The sequence below is a fragment of the Microcoleus sp. B7-D4 genome, assembly GCF_036705125.1.
GTDB lineage: Bacteria > Cyanobacteriota > Cyanobacteriia > Cyanobacteriales > Microcoleaceae > Microcoleus.
The window spans coordinates 16,677-36,438 of sequence record NZ_JAUBTT010000055.1 but is presented as its reverse complement, the minus strand read 5'-3'; the positions used below and the strand labels follow the sequence as shown (position 1 = coordinate 36,438).

Genomic DNA, 19,762 nt, shown 5'->3' with positions numbered 1-19,762 from the left:
CATTTTCACGTATAGGATAATTCACCTGGATGCGTCACAATTGTAATTGAACTACAAAAGGAGAGTCAACCGAAGGTTGAAGCTAAAACGTAGAAGACAGAATTTTTACCCTATCAATCAATTGTTGGGCTTGAAATGAGGACACTTTTTAGAGCGCACACCGTCTTTTAAAAAATCAGGAACTACTTTTCTCGCCCTAAGTCATAAATTTAAGAAGTTCAATCCGGTAAAGCAAAACGAGATGCTGTAGATACTGATTGTAGATAATATCGCACAAGCTCTACAGAGAGTTCTTGGCACCTCGTTATAAAAGAGGAAGAGAGCAAAATGAACGTATTTGAGCATACAGTCTCCTACCGAACTCTGCCACATTGGGTAGGATTTGGCAAACAAGAAACCGCCGTTAATGTCGCTACAATTTCTCAACCTTACGGTCAAAATCCACACTTTGACCCCTTGCATCCGCTAAAACAATGGCTTGATAACACTGCAATTAAAAGTCAAAAGTTGGCTCGGTTGCTGTGTAAGTTTATTCCCAGCCAGTGTCCGTTTGAGCGAGAAGTCAAAATTGGCGATCGCACTTTATTATCCATTCCGCCGCTGTGCAAGTTAAATCCGCTTTACGAGCAAGTGGTTGGGCTGCGCTTTCGAGCTTTGTGTTATTTGGCGGACGAGTGTGGCGAAGATGTAACTCCTTATTGTTAATTCTGCAAAAACTTAAATTTTTCACTGTCTTTTCACCCTCCCTTCTCCTTGTTGGGGAGGGTTTTTGTTTTGTGCAGGCTTTCCGGGATAAAAAGTGCGCTCAATTTCTTGATCGTCGAGTAAATCAGCTTTAAATCCCTTCTTTTTTTATTGATATTTACCTCAAGGGTAGTTGTTTGGGAGGTTTTGGTGGTTCGCCTCTTGCGTAACTTTATTGGGTAATCTCCCAAAAGATGTACGGTTCTGCCCCCGCCACAGCGCTATGAGCTAGATACCATTAGAAAAGTGTCAATCGATTTTAGATTTTAGATTTTAGATTTTAGAGGCGACCCCAGGGATAAATGCGGGGGCTTGAGGATTTTCGATTTTCGATTTTGGATTGGTTCCACGGATAAATCACGTGGCGGGTACCACCTTTGAAATTCTTGGTCAAGGACATCACCAATCTATGTAGGTTGAGCAGTGGAGTGGGGCAACCCACAATTAAAGTTCAGGTTTACTCCCCACATTTTTTACAAAATTGATATATTAGTAATTTGGGCAAATATTTAAGCGATTTCAAGAATATAACTAACACTAAATGTCAAAATCACGAACTCGGTAATTACCGGGTACAATTTATCAAATATTTCAAGAATATAACTAATACAAAGTGTTGAAAAAAACGTTTTTTGCCGTAATTATTGCGCTTTTATCTTTTATGGTTGCACTCATCCTATCAGCTCAAAGTTCTGAGGCTGTCAATGAACTATATGTATTTGGGGACAGCCTTTCGGATATGGGAATGGTGTTTCGATCGAGCGGGGGTCAATATCCGCCTCGTTCGACTTACTTTCAAGGGCGTTACTCGAATGGTAAAGTTTGGGTAGAGTATCTTGCCGATCGCCTAAAGTTGCCGCCTGAACGAGTCACTAATTTAGCCTATGGAGGTGCAACAACGGGGAGCGATCGCAATAGCCTTGTCCCTGGTGTGTTAGCTCAAGTTCAGTCATGGACTAAATCCCAAAAACAGGCAAATCCTCATGCGCTGTATGTACTGTGGGCGGGTGCAAATGACTATTTGCAGGGGGTAAATAATGCGAATGTTCCCGTTGAAAATGTGGGGAGGGCGATCGCGTCTCTTGCTGATGTGGGTGCCAAAAATATCCTGCTGGCAAATTTACCAGATTTGGGGCAGTTACCGGCGACGCGAACAGGCGCTAATTCTGCAAGGCTGACTGCATTAACACAAGCACACAATCAGGGTTTGAGGCGAACAGTTAAGGTATTAAGTCAACAGCATTCTGACTTAAAGATTGCGACTCTGGATGCTAATGCGCTTTATCGGGAAGCGATCGCAAACCCGGCTAAATATGGCTTGACTAATGTGACGAGTGCGTGTTTATCGGGTGGAGGTGTTTGTGGTAGTCCCGATCGATTTTTGTTTTGGGACGGCATTCATCCGACGACTGCCGCACACAAAATTTTGGGGGAAGCAGCATCCGCAATTGTGCAGGAGAGCGGGATGATTAAATCTGGATTGGGGACGCTTCGGTAAACCATTTTAAGGCTCGACGGGCGCCACAAGACCGGGATGCTCCCTTGGAGTAGAGGTTGACATGATTTTTTGCATGAGAGCAAGATTGGCTCATCTGATATTGTAGAAATTTCTCTCGTGGGCGATCGCACTTTATTATCCATTCCGCCACTGTGCAAGTTAAATCCGCTTTACGAGCAAGTGGTTGGGCTGCGCTTTCGAGCTTTGTGTTATTTGGCTGACGAGTGCGGCGAAGATGTAACTCCTTATTGTTAATTCTGCAAAAACTTAAGTTTCTCACTGTCATTTCACCCTCCCTTCTCCTTGTTGGGGAGGTTTTTTTTATTTTGAGATTATTCGGCGGTTGAAACCTGTTATATCAATTCCGGTTGCACCGGAATTATTGTTGACTGTTGACTGTTGACTGTTGACTGTTGACTGTGAGTCGAAAAACTGAATGGTTGAGTGTTAACTGTTGACTCGATTTTATTATTCCGATGCAACCGGAAACGATATTAACCTCAAACTCAAATGTGGCGAAGCGCCGGTCATTTGAGATCGAGGTTAAATTAGACAAACTTTCGTCTGCCTCAGCAGACAAGCCAGATATTCTGTTAGAGCCCCGGCTTTTTGAAAAAGTCGGGGCTCTAAAGCCCGATCGCATTTAAATACTAAAGGGAGCGAATCACTCGTTGTTCGAGAATGCGTTTGCCTTTGTTATAAATACTAAGGCTAGCTCCTGTAACGATGTAATCGTAGGCACCATTTGTGGCCACGTAACCAGTCCCCTCTTCAGTACGAGCACGCAGGGCGATTGTGCTGCCGTTACTCTTTTTAACGCCGTAGTAATATAGTTGATTGGCGTGGTTATAGCACAGATAAATCCGAAAGTTGCTGGTCTCGAAATAGTTTGCCAGTGTCTGTCTTTTGCGAGCACAAAAATCTCTAACCTGTTTTTGGGGAGTGGATACATTAGCTATTTGTATGGTTTCAATCGGAGACTGAGTGCGAGACGCTGTTGGTGCAGTGCTTGTGTTCGATTGTCCTAAAGCTAAGGTTGCCGCTGGATTGCTGGCAAATAGCATTAAACCGAGTAAGCTGGTTTGTGTGAGTCTTGCTGTGAAGTTCATAAGTCATTCCTTTAAAATATGTTGATGCGTCTAATCTAGGTAAGTTGGATTGATGAGGGCGAGCGAACAGTACAGTTTTCACAATTGGCCTCAAGGAGGAAATCCTGGGATGCAATTTCCGTTTCCCCTGAGAGATGGCACTATTCTCAATAAGCTTTTAGGGGCAGGCTAGAAGCCCGCCCCACAATAGGATTGAATGTATAGTCGAAAGCTGGTTACTGAGAATGATATTTTTATGGGAGTTTCCCTGCAACTGAGTAGCCGGCGGACAATTAAATAACTGGCACTTTCGATTGCTGATAGGACTTATGCACTAACAGGCGATCGCGAGGACAAAGCAGAGAATGATTTTAAATATTGGGCGCCAACTGCGGGCGCTGATGCTAGTTTTCATCAATTTCGATAAGTGCGATCGCGCGACACGCCCCCGTAACCCACGAGGGAACTGTTTACGTGTCGCTTTTGGGATCTTCAGGCCCAGAGGGTACTTCTCCCCTTTGTTGGGCTTCCAATAAAGCCGTTTCCACGAGAAAGGCTATCAGGTTAGCCGTGGATCTGCCTTGCTTGTCAGCCCATCGATCCAAAGCTTCATATACGTAATCAGGAAAGGTAACGTGAACGCGCTTGCTCAATGTAAATGTTTGTTTGTTTGCCAACGCTCTTAATGGTACAAGCTTACGCTCCCGATCGTGTTGTTACCCTATTCTTAAAAATCTACTGACACATATTTGGGCTTATTATGTTACAATTCCTCTAATCCCATCAAGGCTCAGTCAAAAGCCAGTCCGATGCTTTCCGAGGGCTCAGGACTGGCTATGGCTCCAATTAACAAGGAGATACACCTATTATGCCGTATGAGAAACGTCTCAAGCCGTGGATCGTGGTTCGTTTGCTTCCAAATCTACAAAGGGTCGTTATCGGTCGCTTTCGCAGTTGGTCAGATGCAGAGGGTCATTTGCGAGTTCTCCAACAACTGCTTCCCGCGGCTCGATTGACCTTAGTTTTCGATCCAATCGATTAATTTTGGTTGCGAGTTGATAAGCGTGCGATCGCCCTTAGTTGAAAGAGGGCGATCGTAGATGTTGGAATCTTATCAAAAACAGGCTTTCCGGCCTGTTCCCCAAAGAATGGTTTTTGTTGTGGGGTGTAGGGGTTGGGCAGGAGAGCCCGCCTCTACTTTCGGGCAATGTTAAACTGGACGCAAAATATCAATTGAGTTGGGAAAAAAACCGTGACAGCTATTCTACAAGCAACAGAACAGCCAACAGCACAGCGCTACTTCACTCCCGAAGAATATCTAGCCCTGGAAGAAGCAGCAGAGTATAAAAGTGAATATCGCGACGGAGTAATTATTCCTATGACAGGTGGAACTACGAATCACAATCAAATCGCTGGAAATATTTATATCGCATTAAGTCTTGGCCTCAAAAAACAGGACTATAGAGTGTTTTTCGGCGACGTGCGTCTGTGGCTGCCGAAAAAGCGAACTTATACTTATCCCGATGTGATGGTAATTCCGGGGACACCTGAGTATTTCAATAATCGCCAGGATACGGTGATGAATCCTCAAGTGATTGTGGAAGTTTTATCGAAATCTACGAAAGCTTACGATCGCAGCGATAAGTTTAAGTTTTATCAAACGCTGCCGACATTTCAAGAGTATATTCTGATTGACCAATCTCAGGTTTATGTAGAACAGTATTGTAAGTTGGCAAACAAGCGGTGGTCGTATAGTCAGTACGATGAGGAGGATGCGGCGCTAGTTTTGAATTTCTTTCAAGTTGAAGTAGCGCTGGCTGATGTCTATGAGAAGGTGGATTTTGAGGCGGAAAATGAGCCAGAAGAAAGCGGGGAGGAATAAGGGCGATCGCTTTCTTGGAAATGCGGGTTATCATTTAAGTGAGCGATTCCCTACCCTGCGGGAACGCTTCGCGAACGGGATAGCTTCGCACGCGCGTACTCAAAAGAAATATTTGTTCAACATCCTTGCGGGAGAACATCAACATGACAGGCACTTTGCAAACAACCGAGCAACGTTACTGCACAGAAGAGCAATATTTAGCACTGGAAGAAACAGCAGAGTACAAAAGCGAATATCTCGACGGCGAAATTATTCCTATGACAGGCGGATCTACGAATCACAATCGGATCGCAGGAAACGTTTACATTGCTTTAAATTTCGCTCTTCCAGAACAAGAGTATGATGTCTTCATCGGTGACGTGCGTCTGTGGATACCAAAAGTGCGACTGTACACTTATCCCGATGTAATGGTAATTTTTGGGCTACCTGAGTACCGCAACAATCGCACAGACACGATTACCAACCCTCAAGTTATTGTGGAAGTTTTATCAAAGTCTACTAAAAACTACGATCGAGTTGACAAGTTTACATTTTACAAAACTATTCCTTCTTTTCGAGAATACATTCTGATTGACCAAACAAAAATCAAAATCGAGCAGTATTCTAAGACCGAGAATAAAAGATGGTTGTATAGCGAGTATGATGAGGAAGATACGGCATTAGTGTTTAATTCCTTTCAGCTAGAAGTTCCTCTATCTGCTATTTATAAGAAAGTGAGTTTTGAGCAAGTTGAGCAAGAAGATAGTCAAAATGAGGAGTGAGAGCGATTCCCTACCCTACCCTACGGGGAACGCTTCGCGAACGGGATAGCTTCGCACGCGTACTTGGTTTGAAAAGGGCGATCGCTCATGCCTGGTGTTAATACCAATTCTCCAAACTCTTGCAACAATTATGAGTTTTTGGTTTGTTTACGCTCACGCTTCAGGTAAGGTGCGTCGCTTGGAGATTGTCGCTCTTTTTTAGGATTGGCAGGTGGCGACGCACCCTACAGCTACTGTTGCATGAGTTTTGAGAATTAGTATAAACTGAATCTAGCGGTAGTGTTAAGCAAGGAAAAAATAGCCGTGATACCTATTCAAGAACAAATTGTTGACAAACTGAAAAATTTCTCTGAAATCGAACTGCAAGAAATCCTCAACTTTGCTGATTTTTTGTTATGGCAACGGAGGAAGCAGGAAGTATCTTCACCACGCGAGGAAACTGGCAACAGCAAACCAGCAAATATGGATGAAGAGTGCGAAGTTCATTATGTTGGTGGAGTTTTAGTCGTCAAAGCATCATCAGTAAAAACTGAATAGCTTTCATTCGTAATTACCAAGTAAATCAGCTTTCAATTGTTCTAGAGTACCGCGCTTGGCATTCCCGGCTTTGAACGCGGTTAGGGTTTCTCTAGCATTTCTAGCAATTTGTTCGCGACGATTTTTAATTATTATAGCAAATTTTGTCGTGGGCGATCGCACTTTTATTTCCCTGCCTCTAAACACTATCTAAACATTCATGTTTCCCGGACTCAAACTCCCGCCGCTTTCTACGCTGCAACAGCGCATCTATGGCTGGATTGATCGTTTCCTGAACTTCTCCATTTTCACCGTGAATTACCACATCAAGCCATTGAGCTTTTGCAGAACCCACTGCATATTTAAACGCTGCTTCCTGAGTGGGAAATACCTTTTGACTTGACTCTACATTTTCCTCTGTCACCGCCCACCCATTGGGATGAGGTGTTACGTGCAGTTTGCGGTTCAATTCCTTCAATACCCGCTGGCGCAACCCAATTAAAGTAATGCCGACAATAGTTTCACTATCCTCATGATAGCGGGCGATCGCGCCATCGCTAATGTCCACAGCTACAGCTTCGCGCGGTTCTCCCAGCGAGAGATATAGAACATCCGCTTCTTTATCGTAGAAACCCGTAATAGTTGTGGAATCTTCGAGAATCTTTACTGTTTTATCCATATAATTCGCTTATTTGATGATGGCTGTTTTCTCAGGTAAGCTGTTGTGATAAATCCATCATAGATACCGTAGGGTGCGTCGCTATCTAACATCTCCGAACTCAATCGAAAATCTTATAGCGACGCACCATACCAGAACTCTCAAAATACCATTTTTTACCCTCAATCAACCGCAATCCCACTCGTAGATAACATCGCTAAAATCCAATTTTTGTAATGCTGATTCTTTGACAAAAAAGTTACCTACGCCACCATCGCCCCACATAATATCTATTACCTCATTTCCATCGGTATCCATTTGAAATAAAAGGGTATACGGATCGCTTTCGCAATCTGGTCTAGGATCGTTTGATTGAAAAGAATCATGATAGCCACCAATTTTATGACCGTGAGGAGCACATAGATTTAGATAATTCTCCCAAACTTCCTCGTCTTCTCTAAATAATTCATAAAATTTTTCTCCTAAAAATTTTGTAAACCCATCGTCGCAATCGGTAATTGGCGCATACTTTTTAGTAAATTGCACACTGCAACTTCCCCAAATAGGCCCGCGTTCAAATTTGGGCAAAAAATCATAATTGGTGATGATATTATCAAGGTTGAGATCTGGTTCAGGAAAATATAAAATATTAAAAATATCTTCACCCGAGTCTAAAGATAAGCCATATAGTTCATCATCTGGAAGATAAAACTGCAAAATTCCTCGATCGGGAAAACCTTCAAGATGCGGTACTTCAGAAAAGTTGATTTGGGCCAGCAAAAAAAACCAATTGCCATCAGGGGTTTTAGGATACTCGAATCCTTTAGGTAAATAGGGCAATCCGCCAAATTTACTTTGCCACCAGTTCGCGGGTGAGCTATTTTCAATTGTAATTTCAATATAGGGTTTGATAGTTGATTCGATTCGATCGCGATACTTTTCTAGTTTGGGAGATAGCGGCACATCAAGTTTGTAGTTCATAAACCAATCGCAACTTATGTTAAATCCCAAACAAAACTTTGCAAGGCGGGCATTTGCCCGCCCAACAAATCATTAAGCGCCGACAGATTCCTTGGCTGCGTAAAGCACCTCAACGGTAATCTTATCAATCCCCCGATCGCGCGCAAACTTCTCAGTATTCCGCTTCACCTTACCCCGCACAAAACCAGGGATTTTGTTCAATTCTGCCTGTCCATCCTTCGTCCAACCCATATCAGAATCAGCCGAAATACCCTTCGTAATCACTTCCTTGGTATCGTGGCCGCCGAAGATTTCCAGCAAGTGGTCTTCCATTCCCAAAGTGAAGGAATTGTACACCAAATCTACGCACTGATTCGTGCCTTCATAACCCAAAAATGGCTTGTAGCCGATCGGGAAATTTTGGACGTGAATCGGTGCAGCAATTACGCCGCAGGGAATATCCAACCGCTTACCTACGTGGCGTTCCATTTGGGTGCCGAAAATTGCCGAAGGTTCCGCTTTGGCGATCGCATCCCCGATCGCCCCGTGATCGTCCGTGACGAGCACTTCATCGCAATACTCGCTTACCTGTTCCCGGAACCAGTCAGCGTCGTGTTTGCAGTATGTTCCAGCCCACACAACGTGGATTCCCATCTCGCGAGCCAAAATCTTCGTCATCGCCGCAGCGTGCGTATTATCGCCAAATACGACGGCTTTTTTGCCCGTTAAGTTTTGGCAGTCGATCGATCGCGAAAACCAAGCAGCCTGCGACACAAACCGCGTTTGTTGGTCAATAAAATTTTCGTAATCAACATCCGCACCTTGAGCATTCAAAACTTGCTGAATCTTGCGGATACAGCGCGCAGTTTCTACCACACCCATCGGCGTAATATCCACCATCGGCGTACCGAATTCTTTTTGCAAATACTCCCCGGTCATCATCCCCAATTCCCGATAAGGAACCAAGTTAAACCAAGCGCGGGGCAGTCTTTTTAAGTTGTGAACCGAAGCACCTTCGGGAATAACTTCGTTGACTTCAATGCCCAAATCTGCCATCAAACGTTTCAACTCGGTGCAGTCGTGCTGGTTGTGGAAACCCAGGGTAGACATACCGATAATGTTGACAGATGGTTTTTCGCTTTTGGCTTCTACTAAATCGCCTTTTTTGCGGGCTTTGTTAATGTAAAATTGGACGATTTGATCCAAAGTGCGATCGGCTGCTTGCAGTTCGTTGACGCGGTAATGGTTAACATCCGCCAGCAATACATCGCCTTTAGCATCCAATTGAGCTCGTTCCACGAAGTTTTCCAAGTCTTCTTGCAGAATGCTGGAGGTGCAAGTCGGGGTGAGCACGATTAAATCTGGGTGTTCTTCTCTGTCTTTGCGGGTGATGTTGTCCACCACCCGTTCTTGCGAACCCCGCGCCAGTACGTGTCTGTCAACGACGCTGGTAGTCACCGGGGTGAAATCCCGTTCCCTCTCCAGCATGGAACGCATGACGTTGAAATAGTCGTCTCCAATCGGTGCGTGCATGATTGCATGGACGTTTTTGAAGGAAGTGGCGACGCGCAAGGTGCCGATGTGGGCTGGGCCTGCGTACATCCAATAAGCCAATTTCATAGTTTTTTTCCTGGTGCTGGTTGAGAATTGCCCGATCGGGCGATTACTGCTAAATTTTAAGGTTGTTTCTGATTTTCTCACCGGATGAATCCTTGAGAAATACTAAGTTTCTGAGGATTTACACATTTGGGAAATGCTCAAACGCTTTGCCTGCTTGGCATTTGACTCGCAATTCAAACAAATTTACCTGGGTTTTATGGCAATAATTCTTAATCTTTCCTAAAATTTTCTTAAGAGTTAGGCAAATTTGATTAATGTAGGGTTCGCTGCCGTGTACCAGACAAGTTGCAATAATTCTGCATTTTTTGTGAAATTTACTCTGCTCAAACGGTCAATCGATTTTAGATTTTAGATTTTAGATTTTAGATTAAAGAATTGAAGCATTGACCCCACGGATAAATTGGGGGGGCAAGTTTCATCGGATACAGGTTTTTTATTTCTGGGTCCTGAGTCTGCGAAGGAATGAATTCGGGGGCTTGTCTCCTGGATGCTTTCGGTCAATCGATTGCGCGATTTGAGATTTTCGATTAAAGATTAAAGAATTGAAGCCTTGACCCAGCCCAAAAACGGATACGCTGCCACGTACAGGAGTCGTGGAAAGATAAAAATTGTAGACCCTAGTTCAAGCTCCCAGATTTATCTGTGGGGTAAATCTAAAATCTAAAATCTAAAATCTAAAATCGACTGACCCCACGGATAAATTCGGGGGTTCCTTTATCGGATACAGGTTTTTTATTTCTCCACCCATGAAGCCGGGGGCTTGTATCCTAGATGCTTTCGGTCAGTTAGCTAAACAGACGGGAATCCCCGCACTATATCGCTTCGATTAGTGTGGGATGAAAGGCGCGTGAGGTGAGGATTCCACCCGTCTAGCAATTCAAAACTATGTTTTGAATTGCTAGACGGGTGGATGACGAAACAAACAAACTCTTTGTTTAACGAGTCTATTTTGTACTTCAATATACTTTACTCATGCACTTGACAGTAAATAAAGTATTCTGGTACAGTAACACTAATTGATATGTACCGACCACGCCAAAGGAATGAGAAGCTCTTACCAATATCGATTACGTCCAACAAAGTTACAAGCCATTGAAATCGACAGATGGCTGTCGATGCTATGGGCTCAATACAATTACTTGTTGGCTGATAGATTCAATTGGTACGAGCAAAACCGTTCTCCCATCAATGCGTGTCCGCTAGTTTGCCATTTACCCGAACTGCGGGATAATCCCGAATATTACAGTCAGAAAAAAACGTTACCTCAACTCAAGAAAACTCATCCTTGGTATGCTGAGATTTACTCTCAAGTTCTTCAAGATGTAGTTAAGCGAGTTAAGGTATCTTTTGATCGTTTCCTAAAAGGTGATAGCAACGGAAAGCGTAGTGGCAGACCGAGATTTAAACCACGCAGTCGTTATCGCACGTTCACTTATCCTCAAGTTAAAGACGGTTGTTTACAAAATAACTTAATTAACTTGCCGATGCTTGGAAAAGTTAAGGTTGTTTTACACCGTTCCATACCTAATGGATTCAAAATCAAAACCGTCTCTATCACTAAAAAGGCTGATGGGTACTATCTTACGCTCTCCCTAGAAGATTCAACAGTTCCTACGATTAAACCAGATTTTAATCCTCAAAAGATTACTGGAATTGATGTTGGGCTAAAGAATTTCTTGACAACCTCTGAGGGCGAAACAGTTGCAATTCCTCAACATTACCGCAAAGCCGGGAAACGTCTGCGAACTATTCAGAAGCGAGTATCGCGTCGTAAAAAAGGTAGCAACCGGAGACAGAAAGCAGTTAAGCAACTGGGAAAATGTCACAAGAAAGTAGCAGAGAAGCGTAAAGACTTTCATTTTAAGACGGCTAACGAGCTGTTGAAAAAATATGATGTTGTTGCGGTTGAAAATTTGAATATTAAAGGACTGGCTCGTACAAAATTAGCTAAATCTGTGTTGGATGCTGGGTGGTCAAGCTTTCTGTCGATTCTAACAAATAAAGCCGTAAATGCTGGTGTGTTGGTAATCCCAGTAAGTGCCTACAATACTTCACAAGATTGCTCTAGTTGTGGCGAAAAAGTACCAAAAAAGCTGCATATTCGTTGGCATGACTGCCCTCACTGTGGGTGTAGTCTAGACCGCGATCATAATGCAGCAATAGGAATCAAAAATAGGGCGGTGGGTCATCCCGTGCTTAAAGCTCAGTCAATGTCCGAAGCAATAGCTGGAGTCACTGAGAAGCCTACACCAATGGTGACAGCTTGTGTTGGTGTAGGAGTATGTCACTATTGTTAATCGATGGTCAAAATAGATAGAACTGAAGGAACTTGCAGCTTCCGAAGCAACACTTAACTCCCTCCGCGCCTCGGTCGCCAATTATAGTTAAGATTTGCATCGGCCGTTGTTTTGAAGCACCCCAAATTCGTGCCCGATCGCCGGAAAAAATAAATCTTTCAGCACTTGCGTATTTTCACGAGATGTGGTGACGCTCCACTAAAGTCAAGCGATTGCTTGGAATCTGAGATGATTTAGTTGTCAACATGGCGATCGAGCATTAAAGTAAATGCTTGCACAAATCCTGTATTTGTGATTTTGTTTACCTAACTGCTGAGGTGACGAAAGCCCCAGCGTGCTTTTGTCAGCAGTAGCTCATTCCTGTCAAGGCCTGCTTTCCCACACATCCCAAAAGATAGCTCTTGAGCGATAATGAAGAATAACATAGGATTTAGGATAATAAACCCGATTTACCCGAAAAAATCTTGGGTTTGTCAACGACTAGCAACGAAGAAACCGGGTTTCTAGCCCGCCGCGCGTCAGTCCTGTAACATTGACCAAGCACACCTAATTTGAGAGAACCCAACTATGATGGCAATTCCCGGCGTTGCAGTTCTCGCTCTCATTTATGAAAGCAGCACTTCCCTGGTTTACCGCGGCCACAACGAGCAGAACAACCAACCTGTTATTATCAAACTTATCAAAGAAGACTATCCGACTCCTGAAGAACTGAATAGATACAAGCGCGAATATGAGATCACTGCCAACTTAAGCCTGTTGGACGGAGTTGTGAAAGTGTATAAGTTGCAACAGGTTAGAAATAGTCTGGCAATGATTTTAGAAGATTTTGGCGGGGAATCTTTAAAAATTTTTATGGGATCCCAAAAATTTACCCTTTTAGGATTTCTGACTACTGCCATCAAAGTTGCTGAAACTTTGGGAGAGATTCACGGAAAAAATGTAATTCATAAAGATATAAATCCCTCTAATATAGTTTTTAATCCTGCTACAGGACAAGTGAAACTAATAGATTTCAGCATTTCAACTGCATCCAACCTGGAAAATATCCCCAGTAAAAATCCCAATTTTTTAGAAGGCACTTTAGCCTATATGTCGCCCGAACAAACCGGCAGAATGAACCGGGTAGTCGATTACCGCACCGACTTTTATTCCCTCGGCGTGACCTTCTATGAAATCCTGGCAGGACAACTCCCTTTTGCCACTACCGATCCTATGGAGTTAGTTCACTGTCACATCGCCAAACAGCCAGTACCTCTCGCTGAAATAGCCCCAGAAATTCCTAAAGCTGTTTCAGATATTGTGATGAAATTGTTAGCAAAAACCGCTGAGGAGCGCTATCAAAGTGCTTGGGGACTAAAAGCAGATTTGGAATCCTGCCTGTTTCAGTGGCAAACATCTGGGTTTGTTTCCGATTTTCCTCTCGGTCGCCAAGATATTTCCGACAAATTTCAAATACCTCAAAAACTTTACGGCAGACAGCGAGAAGTTGAAACTCTTTTAGCGGCATTTGAACGGGTAGCAGCAACAAATAATCGAGGCTACCGCACCGACGATTCTCAAATTTCAGTCATCAAAAAAGAGTTCAAATCGAAAAAAGAAATTCCCTTGTCAGTCCTAGCGAGAGGACAGCATAAATCCCGCAGCGAGATGATGCTGATTGCCGGTTATTCCGGCATTGGCAAATCTGCAATGGTGAAGATTTTAGACAAACCTATTACCCGCAGGCGCGGCTATTTTATTTGGGGAAAGTTTGACCAGTACAAGCGGACTATTCCTTACTCTGCCGTTGTCAGCGCTTTTTCGGAATTGGTGCGGCAACTCTTAACTGAAAGCGAAGCTCAATTAGCAGTTTGGCGCGAAAAACTCCGCACTTCCTTCGGTCAAAACGGACAAATTATTATTGATGTCATTCCCGAAGTTGAACTAATTGTCGGAGCTCAGTCTCCTGTAGCTGAATTGGGGCCGACGGAATCTCTGAACCGCTTTAATTTAGTATTTCAAAATTTCATTCGCGTATTTTGCCAGCCAGAACATCCGCTGGTCATTTTTCTCGACGATTTGCAGTGGGCTGATTCTGCTACTCTCAAATTGATCGAATTGATGATGACAGATGAAGCTACGCAATATCTGTTTTTAATTGGTGCTTATCGGGATAATGAAGTTAGTCCCACTCATCCTTTAATGATGACTTTGGAGACGCTGCGAAATCAGGAAGCTATCATTAATCAGATTGCTTTGTCGCCGCTGGGGGTGGAAAACATAACTCATTTGATTGCCGAGACTTTGCATAGCGATCGCGAATCTGTCAAACCGTTAGCTGAATTGGTAATCAGCAAAACCGACGGCAATCCTTTTTTTGTCAATCAATTCCTACAAACATTGTATCAGGAAAACCTGCTAGTTTTTCACCCGCCACAGTCGGGGAGCAAGGGCGGCTGGCATTGGGATATGACTCAAATTGAGCAGTGCGCTATCACTGACAATGTAGTAGATTTGATGGTACAAAAACTGAGAAAACTGCCAAGTTCAACGCAGCAAGTTTTGCGTTTGGTGGCTTGTTTGGGCAACGAATTTGACTTAAATACTCTTTCTTTAATTAATGAAAAAGAAGCCTCGGAAACTTTTTCTCACCTGTTGCCCGCGATTAAGTCGGGACTGATTCTGCCAACTTCGGAATTGGAAAGCAAGTCATTAGATTACGTGCTGTTTCCGCTATTAATTCTGAATTATAAATTTTTGCACGATCGCGTACAGCAAGCAGCTTACGCTCTGATCGACGACTCGCAAAAAAAGGCAGTTCACCTGAAAATAGGCAGGCAAATCCTAGAAAACACCCCGGCTGAATATCGCGCTGACAGAATTTTTGAATTAGTCGATCACTTGAATGTGGCTCGATCGCTAATTAAAGACGATCGAGAATTAATTGAACTGGCAACACTGAATTTAGACGCGGCCCGCAGAGCCAAAGATGCCACTGCTTATGTTGCTGCCTTGCAGTATTTAACCGCAGGCATGGACGGTTTGAGCGCCGATATTTGGGATGCCCACTACGATTTAGCCTTTGCCTTGCACATGGAGCGGGCAAATGTTGAGTATTTAAACGGTTATTTCGAGAAGTCTGAAGAATTTATTAATATAACTCTGGAAAAAGCGCGATCGCCCTTAGAAAAGGTAGAAATTTACAACCTGCTGATCGTGCAGTACACCCTGCGGGCGAAGTACGAAGAAGCCGTTAAAGCCGGAATCAAAGCTTTGGACTTACTAGGCATTGACTTGCCACTAGACGGGCTACAAAAAGTCATATCCGAAGAATTTGCAGCAGCCACAAATATTTTAGCAGGTAGAGAAATAGCTTCCCTGATTGACGCCCCCGAAATGACTGTACCCGACAAAAAAGTGGCAGTCAAATTAATTACAAACTTGCTGACATCGGCGTACCTCAAAAATCCCGACTTGTGGAAAGTCAGCGTTTTAAAAGGAGTCAATCTTTCTCTACAATATGGTTTAGTACCCGAAGCTTCTCTTTGCTATGCTGGCTACGGTATGTTCTTAAACGCAGTTTCTGGAGATTACAAAGCTGCGTATCAATTCGGCTTGCTATCGCTGAATCTCAGCGAAAAATCTGGCAATATTGGCTTGAAGTGCAGAGCTTGTTCATCCCTGGTCAGTATTTTTTATTACTGGTTCAACCACATCAAAGATTCCCACGCGATCAGCAATGAAGGATATCAAGCAGCTTTAGAATCAGGAGATTTAGAGTATGCGGGTTATATCCTGTCCAACCGCATAGCTAACTCATTTTTTCAAGGTAAAGAAATCTCGCAAATTCTGGTAGACACGAGCAGGTATTTGCAGTTCAGCCAAAAAACCAAAAATCAGCTCGTAACCGATATCTTATTAGGAGTAGAGTTAATCCTGCGTAACTTGAGCAAACTAACTCCTGAAAAGTTTGTATTTGAAAGCGAAGATATCAGCGAAGCTGAATATGTACACAACTGCCAAGCTCATCAAAATTTGTACTCGCTCTGCCTTTATCAGATTCGCAAATGCCAGGTAATGTACTGGTACGGCAACTTCAACGAAGCGCTACAACTAGCTTTTGAAGTAGAAAAACAGCTATCTTTTATTACCGGAGCCATACCCGCTACCGAATGGAATTTTTTCTTTTCTCTAACTTTAGCCGCCGTTTTCCCAAATGTTTCAGAAGAGAAGCAAAAGGAATATTTGGAAAAGTTAGAGGAAAACCAAAAACAGATGAAAATTTGGGCAGACAACTGTGCCGAAAATTTTCTGCACAAGTACCTTTTAGTACAAGCAGAAATAGCCAGAATTTCCAAGAAAGATTCAGAAGCTGTAGAACTGTACGATTTCTCTATAAATTTAGCCCAAGACAATGAGTTTGTCCAAAATGAAGCGCTAGCTAATGAACTAGCAGCTAAGTTTTGGTTGAGTAAAGGCAAGTATCAATATGCCAAAATTCACTTGCGCGAAGCTCACTCGTGCTACTTGCGCTGGGGTGCAGTTCGCAAAGTAGAAGATTTAGAACAGAAGTATCCGCAGTTGCGGGAAATGACGCCAATCAACGGAAGTTTTAACAACAATCAAACTACCACAACTATTCATACTTCTACGGGCAGCGATGCGAGAGTGCTGGATTTAGCAACGGTAATGAAAGCATCTCTGGCGATTTCTAGCGAAATTGTCCTCGATAAGTTGCTGGCTTCTTTGATGAGAATCTCCTTAGAAAATGCGGGTGCTCAGTTAGGTTTTCTGATTTTAGTCAGAGATGGTCAACTGTTGATTTCAGCTAAAGCGTCAGTATTTGCTGAAGATGTAGCTGTGCTGCAATTTACGCCTGTTGAAGGCTATCAGGATTTACCTGTGACGGTGATTAATTATGTGGAAAGGACTCGCTCGGATTTGGTGTTGAGCAATGCGGCGGCTGAGGGACTATTTACAGCAGATCCTTACGTTGCCAAACACAAACTCCAATCTATTTTGTGTACTCCTATCATCAATCAAGGCAAACTAATCGGCATTCTTTATTTAGAAAACAATTTGACTGTCGGAGCATTTACTCCCCACAGATTGGAAGTTTTAAGGTTGCTTTCTTCCCAAGTTGCTATTTCTTTGGAAAATGCTCTACTTTACAATTCTGTGGAACAGAAAGTGCAAGAGCGGACGCAGGAGTTAAATGAAAAGAACGAGCGTTTAGAACAAACTTTGCGCGAACTTAAACTAACTCAAGCTCAATTAATCCAAACGGAAAAGATGTCTAGTTTGGGGCAAATGGTGGCTGGTGTAGCTCACGAAATTAATAATCCTGTAAGTTTCATCTACGGCAATCTTAATCCGGCTAGCGAATACGTTAAAGACTTGCTAAAATTGATTGAGCTTTACCAGCAGCACTATCCGGAACCTGCTGATGAAATTCTCGAAGAAATAGAAACAATTGAGCTGGAATTCTTGAGCGAGGATTTGCAAAAGCTGCTGGATTCCATGAAAGTAGGAGCGGAAAGAATCCGGGATATTGTGCTAAGCTTGCGGAATTTCTCGCGCCTCGACGAAGCGCAAATGAAGTCGGTAGATATCCATCAAGGCATCGACAGTACGGTGATGTTGCTGCAACCGCGCCTGAGAAAAGAGGGCGGGCGTTTGGGAATTGAGGTGATTAAAAATTACAGCACGCTACCCCTAATTACTTGTTATGCGTCTCAGTTGAATCAGGTATTTATGAATATTTTGACAAATGCGATCGATGCTCTCCTCGTAGCAAGAGATTGCCCGGAAAATTCTCATAAACAGCCTACTATTACAATTTCTACAGAGGTGACAGACAGGAATTCTGCCATAATTAGAATTGCCGACAGCGGGCCGGGGATGAGCACTGAGGTGCTGCACAAGATATTCGATCCATTTTTTACAACTAAGCCTGTGGGTTCGGGTACTGGTTTGGGATTGTCTATTTCTCACTCGATTGTTGTCAGTTCTCATGGCGGAAAATTGACTTGCGTTTCTGCACCCGGAGAGGGTAGCGAGTTTATTATTGAAATTCCGATCGCCCCCAGGCAAGTTTTGTAACCGTTTCTGGATCATTACCAACCCTGGCAGTATTCCAACGATGTCATATCAAATCTGTTAGCATCGGAATTATTCAGATCTCTATTCTTTTCATCTGCGTGAATCCGCGTCCATCCATTGTCATCTGCGGTGAATACATTCTCTTTTTTTTACCGCAGATGAGGGCAGATAAACACAGATTAACGCAGATGAATTAGATATATTCGGGTGGCGCAGTTCGTGATTGTTGACACTGCTGCGAAGCTGAGTGGGCATCGTGGTTGCAGGAATTCATAAAATAAGTTAGTGATAAAGTTTCCAGCATTCTCGCGCAATCTCCCAATCCTCCTGTGTGTGAATTACCAAAATTTTCACGGCTGAATCCACTGCCGCAATATCTTGATCGATCGATGAATGTTGATTTTTCTCCTCATCCAATTTTAACCCGATAAATCCAAAAGCTTCGCAAGCGGCAGCCCGTACAAGAGCAGAATTTTCCCCAACTCCCGCCGTAAAAATTAAAGCATCCAACCCTCCTAAACTCGCCAGCATGGCACCAATTCCGGCACGCAAACGGTGGATGTAAATATCCAAAGCAAGTTGAGCTCTCTGATTACCTTGGGCGATCGCATCTCCTATCTGCCGCAGATCGCTAGACACGCCTGAAATCCCTTTTAAACCTGAATTTCGATTGAGAATACCATCAAGTTTCTCAGCAGTAAAATCGGATTGTTTTAACAGATGAATGAGAATGCCTGGATCGATCGAACCCGATCGACTTCCCATCATCAAACCTTCCAAAGGCGTAAATCCCATCGTCGTGTCAACACTCCAGCCACCGCGAATGGCCGCCAGAGAACATCCGTTGCCCAAATGACAGCTAACTAACCGCAAATCTGCCACATCTCGACCCAGAATGTCGGCGGTCCGACGCGCGCAATATTGATGGCTAATCCCGTGAAAACCGTAGCGCCGAATCCCATTTTCCAGCCATTCATAGGGGCCGGGATAAACAAAGGCTGCGGGCGGCAATTGTGCGTGAAAAGCTGTATCAAATACTGCTACTTGCGGCACATTTGGGAGGAATTTTTCAATCGCTTCGATACCTTCGAGGTTAACCGGATTGTGAACGGGGGCGAAAACAGATAAACGGGCGATCGCCTGTTTAACATCCGGCGAAATTAACGTACTTTGCTGATAATCTTGTCCGCCATGTACGACGCGGTGGCCGACAATATCAATCTCGTTTAAATCATTAATTGTTTGAGTTTTTCCCTTCCAAAGACTCTCCAGCATTCGAGAAATAGCATCTTGGCGAGACTCGGATGCAAATTCCTCCTCAAGTCGATCGCCTTTTGCTGTTTTGACTTTCAACTCTGCTATACCCTGCTGGTGAGTCCAATCAATTTGAGCTGACCAGAGGGGTTGCAAAGGTCGATCGGGGAGGACATCGTTTAACTCGTAAAGACAGCTCTTTTGACTGCTAGAACCCGCATTTAACACCAGTATTTTCATGCTTTATTATGTCCTGTTGATTCGTTCTTTCGATCGCTAGGCGATTGCAATCGCATCTTGTCAAACTTTCATCCGCCTGCACAGACGAAGAAACCTTGATATCCTGGGAAAATTTTTAAGAAATATGTCGAAAAATTAACTCTTAATGCAATGTGTAGCGAAC

14 protein-coding genes and 1 pseudogene are annotated in these 19,762 nt (G+C 43.5%); 8 read left to right on the top strand and 7 right to left on the bottom strand.

The window, feature by feature from the left end:
* Nucleotides 1-327 precede the first annotated feature (327 nt).
* The 3 genes and pseudogenes from QUB12_RS21805 to QUB12_RS21795 form a co-directional block, all read left to right on the top strand.
* Complete coding sequence (locus QUB12_RS21805) at nt 328-705, top strand: Mo-dependent nitrogenase C-terminal domain-containing protein (protein ID WP_333144249.1); 378 nt, start codon at nt 328-330, stop codon at nt 703-705.
* A 700-nt stretch (nt 706-1,405) separates the two neighbouring features.
* Nucleotides 1,406-2,242 carry an SGNH/GDSL hydrolase family protein gene (locus tag QUB12_RS21800; protein ID WP_333300832.1) on the top strand — a complete coding sequence of 279 codons (837 nt, stop codon included), beginning with the start codon at nt 1,406-1,408 and terminating at the stop codon, nt 2,240-2,242.
* A 120-nt stretch (nt 2,243-2,362) separates the two neighbouring features.
* Nucleotides 2,363-2,497 (top strand): annotated as a pseudogene (locus QUB12_RS21795) (Mo-dependent nitrogenase C-terminal domain-containing protein); the annotation flags it as partial.
* Between the two features lie 395 nt (nt 2,498-2,892).
* On the opposite strand, the gene QUB12_RS21790 reads toward QUB12_RS21795, so the two are convergent.
* Together QUB12_RS21790 and QUB12_RS21785 are read right to left on the bottom strand one after the other, a co-directional pair.
* Nucleotides 2,893-3,351, bottom strand: a complete 459-nt coding sequence (locus QUB12_RS21790) for a hypothetical protein (protein WP_333144251.1) — start codon at nt 3,349-3,351, stop codon at nt 2,893-2,895.
* A gap of 449 nt (nt 3,352-3,800) precedes the next feature.
* Nucleotides 3,801-4,007: a ribbon-helix-helix domain-containing protein gene (locus tag QUB12_RS21785; RefSeq protein ID WP_333108327.1), complete on the bottom strand. Its 207-nt coding sequence runs from the start codon at nt 4,005-4,007 to the stop codon at nt 3,801-3,803.
* 575 nt (nt 4,008-4,582) lie between these two features.
* Between QUB12_RS21785 and QUB12_RS21780 the strand changes: the two genes are divergently transcribed.
* The 3 genes from QUB12_RS21780 to QUB12_RS21770 all read left to right on the top strand — a co-directional run bounded on the left by QUB12_RS21780 (nt 4,583) and on the right by QUB12_RS21770 (nt 6,510).
* The gene (locus QUB12_RS21780; protein ID WP_333144253.1) at nt 4,583-5,212 is read left to right on the top strand and encodes a Uma2 family endonuclease; all 630 of its coding nucleotides are present in this window, start codon (nt 4,583-4,585) and stop codon (nt 5,210-5,212) included.
* A gap of 143 nt (nt 5,213-5,355) precedes the next feature.
* The gene (locus QUB12_RS21775; protein ID WP_333144254.1) at nt 5,356-5,973 is read left to right on the top strand and encodes a Uma2 family endonuclease; all 618 of its coding nucleotides are present in this window, start codon (nt 5,356-5,358) and stop codon (nt 5,971-5,973) included.
* A 303-nt stretch (nt 5,974-6,276) separates the two neighbouring features.
* Nucleotides 6,277-6,510: a hypothetical protein gene (locus QUB12_RS21770; protein ID WP_333144255.1), complete on the top strand. Its 234-nt coding sequence runs from the start codon at nt 6,277-6,279 to the stop codon at nt 6,508-6,510.
* A 3-nt stretch (nt 6,511-6,513) separates the two neighbouring features.
* Here QUB12_RS21770 and QUB12_RS21765 read toward each other — a convergent pair whose 3' ends face one another.
* From QUB12_RS21765 to bchB, 4 genes are all read right to left on the bottom strand, one after another.
* Nucleotides 6,514-6,696: a hypothetical protein gene (locus QUB12_RS21765; RefSeq protein WP_333308376.1), complete on the bottom strand. Its 183-nt coding sequence runs from the start codon at nt 6,694-6,696 to the stop codon at nt 6,514-6,516.
* On the bottom strand, nt 6,689-7,168 hold the full coding sequence (locus QUB12_RS21760) for a DUF2188 domain-containing protein (protein WP_333144257.1): 480 nt from the start codon (nt 7,166-7,168) through the stop codon (nt 6,689-6,691). Before QUB12_RS21760 ends, QUB12_RS21765 begins: the two co-directional genes overlap by 8 nt.
* Nucleotides 7,169-7,333: 165 nt before the next feature.
* Nucleotides 7,334-8,128 (bottom strand): DUF1963 domain-containing protein, encoded by a 795-nt coding sequence (locus QUB12_RS21755; RefSeq protein ID WP_333308374.1) that lies wholly within the window; start codon nt 8,126-8,128, stop codon nt 7,334-7,336.
* A gap of 72 nt (nt 8,129-8,200) precedes the next feature.
* Nucleotides 8,201-9,727 carry a ferredoxin:protochlorophyllide reductase (ATP-dependent) subunit B gene (bchB, locus tag QUB12_RS21750; RefSeq protein ID WP_242723164.1) on the bottom strand — a complete coding sequence of 509 codons (1,527 nt, stop codon included), beginning with the start codon at nt 9,725-9,727 and terminating at the stop codon, nt 8,201-8,203.
* Between the two features lie 1,043 nt (nt 9,728-10,770).
* Here bchB and QUB12_RS21745 point away from each other — a divergent pair.
* Both QUB12_RS21745 and QUB12_RS21740 read left to right on the top strand, forming a co-directional pair.
* Nucleotides 10,771-12,024, top strand: coding sequence for a transposase (locus QUB12_RS21745; protein WP_333056613.1), 1,254 nt, complete (start codon nt 10,771-10,773; stop codon nt 12,022-12,024).
* Nucleotides 12,025-12,591: 567 nt separating this feature from the next.
* Entirely contained in the window at nt 12,592-18,105 is a 5,514-nt protein-coding gene (locus tag QUB12_RS21740; protein ID WP_333144259.1) for an AAA family ATPase, read from the top strand.
* Between the two features lie 282 nt (nt 18,106-18,387).
* Here the strand turns inward: QUB12_RS21740 and QUB12_RS21735 are convergent, their stop codons facing one another.
* Nucleotides 18,388-19,599: an acetate kinase gene (locus QUB12_RS21735; RefSeq protein WP_333308372.1), complete on the bottom strand. Its 1,212-nt coding sequence runs from the start codon at nt 19,597-19,599 to the stop codon at nt 18,388-18,390.
* Nucleotides 19,600-19,762 lie beyond the last annotated feature (163 nt).

Excerpts from the sequence above, each read along its gene's own strand:
- QUB12_RS21755 (WP_333308374.1), bottom strand. The coding sequence starts at position 8,128 with ATGAACTACAAACTTGATGTGCCGCTATCTCCCAAACTAGAAAAGTAT.
- QUB12_RS21745 (WP_333056613.1), top strand. The coding sequence starts at position 10,771 with ATGAGAAGCTCTTACCAATATCGATTACGTCCAACAAAGTTACAAGCC.
- QUB12_RS21760 (WP_333144257.1), bottom strand. The coding sequence starts at position 7,168 with ATGGATAAAACAGTAAAGATTCTCGAAGATTCCACAACTATTACGGGT.
- QUB12_RS21740 (WP_333144259.1), top strand. The coding sequence starts at position 12,592 with ATGATGGCAATTCCCGGCGTTGCAGTTCTCGCTCTCATTTATGAAAGC.
- QUB12_RS21805 (WP_333144249.1), top strand. The coding sequence starts at position 328 with ATGAACGTATTTGAGCATACAGTCTCCTACCGAACTCTGCCACATTGG.
- QUB12_RS21775 (WP_333144254.1), top strand. The coding sequence starts at position 5,356 with ATGACAGGCACTTTGCAAACAACCGAGCAACGTTACTGCACAGAAGAG.
- QUB12_RS21790 (WP_333144251.1), bottom strand. The coding sequence starts at position 3,351 with ATGAACTTCACAGCAAGACTCACACAAACCAGCTTACTCGGTTTAATG.
- QUB12_RS21735 (WP_333308372.1), bottom strand. The coding sequence starts at position 19,599 with ATGAAAATACTGGTGTTAAATGCGGGTTCTAGCAGTCAAAAGAGCTGT.
- QUB12_RS21800 (WP_333300832.1), top strand. The coding sequence starts at position 1,406 with ATGGTTGCACTCATCCTATCAGCTCAAAGTTCTGAGGCTGTCAATGAA.
- bchB (WP_242723164.1), bottom strand. The coding sequence starts at position 9,727 with ATGAAATTGGCTTATTGGATGTACGCAGGCCCAGCCCACATCGGCACC.